Source organism: Paenibacillus sp. OT2-17, assembly GCF_009827695.1.
Classification (GTDB): Bacteria; Bacillota; Bacilli; order Paenibacillales; family Paenibacillaceae; genus Paenibacillus; species Paenibacillus polymyxa_B.
In genome coordinates, this window is the sequence record NZ_WUDQ01000770.1 from 1 (window position 1) to 1,400 (window position 1,400).

Genomic DNA, 1,400 nt, shown 5'->3' on the forward strand with positions numbered 1-1,400 from the left:
TACCAGGGGAAATTTCCAACGCAGGCTTAAGCCTGTAGGTTTGCGTTTGCGTTTCTGTTGGTCGGTGGACCGCAAGCTTCCTTGCTGATGGAGTGAATGATGTTCGTTCACGTCATTTTCTCTGCCTTATAGCCGATACCATACACGGTCTGCAATATCGCCTGATGCGGCTCAAGCTTCTTGCGCAAGCGCTGGATATGAATATCCACCGTACGCGTTCCGCCCACATAATCGAAGCTCCATACCTGCTCTAGCAGCTCGTCCCGTGTATACACCCTCCCGGCATGAGACACCAACAGCGCCAGCACATCAAACTCCTTGGGGGTCGGATCCAGCGCTATGGCTCCAAGTTCAGCCGTTCGACTGGACGGACGTACCCGTAATGGGCCGAGTACCATTTCTGTTCCTTCCGGGGCAGGCGCTCCTTCTCGCTCCAGTCTCCGTACCAATGCTTTAATACGAGCGAGCAGCTCCCTTAGGTCAAACGGTTTGCTCATAAAATCGTCCGCACCCAGCTCCAGCCCGAGTACCTTATCAACGATATCGTTTTTGGCCGTCAGCAGTAAAATACCGATGCCCTTCCGACTTTCCAAACGGCGGCACACCTCATATCCACCCAGTTTGGGCATCATCACATCCAGTATGAGCACATCCGGGTGGAACAAACGCACTTTTTCCAAGGCGTCCTCCCCATCAACAGCGGTTTCCACCAAAAAACCCTCTCGCTTTAACGCATAAGCCAGCGCATTCCGAATGCTCGCCTCATCGTCCGCTATCAGTATTTTTTTATCCATGTCCTGCCCTCCCTGCATTAAAAAAACGCTCCAGCTACCTATGTTCCCGCAAATAATAATGAATCAGACATGTATGACATATAAACTGCTCACGTGGATCGTTAAGATCAAAATCTGTCATGTCGCGTATCCGTTCCAATCTGTATTTTACTGAGTTACGATGTATAAAAAGATAATTGGCTGTATCTACCAGACTGCCCCTGTTTTCCAAATAATAAAATAACGTTTTGAGTAAGTCACTGCCATGTGAGCGATCATATTGCTGAAGTCTCCCCAGCTTGCGTTCAAACAAATTTGAAAACTCCTCTTTGTCCATCGCTTCTCCAAGCATATAGTGCATCTCTATATCGCTGTATTTGCATACACGTTTATCAGGATACAGCCGCTGGGCTACAGTAATGGCACGACGTGCTTCATTGTAGCTTTGCAGCAGCTCCCATAACTTTTTGGCACTTCCGATGCCTAAATAATAATCGGCGGTACCCCAGGCTTTTTCAGTTGACCAGTTTTTCAGCGTATCACTCCAGGACGTTTCCTGATCAGAGCCAGGTGCGTTCTGATGATCATTCGGCTGAAGAGTCGGCAGAAATAATATCGCACGATTTG

2 protein-coding genes are annotated in these 1,400 nt (G+C 48.6%); both read right to left on the bottom strand.

Annotated features, from left to right (window positions below):
* Nucleotides 1-107 precede the first annotated feature (107 nt).
* Complete coding sequence (locus tag GRP75_RS26970) at nt 108-794, bottom strand: response regulator transcription factor (RefSeq protein ID WP_160790891.1); 687 nt, start codon at nt 792-794, stop codon at nt 108-110.
* A 34-nt stretch (nt 795-828) separates the two neighbouring features.
* Nucleotides 829-1,400: helix-turn-helix domain-containing protein (locus tag GRP75_RS26975; RefSeq protein ID WP_202404340.1), on the bottom strand; the 572-nt coding region annotated here is incomplete at its 5' end.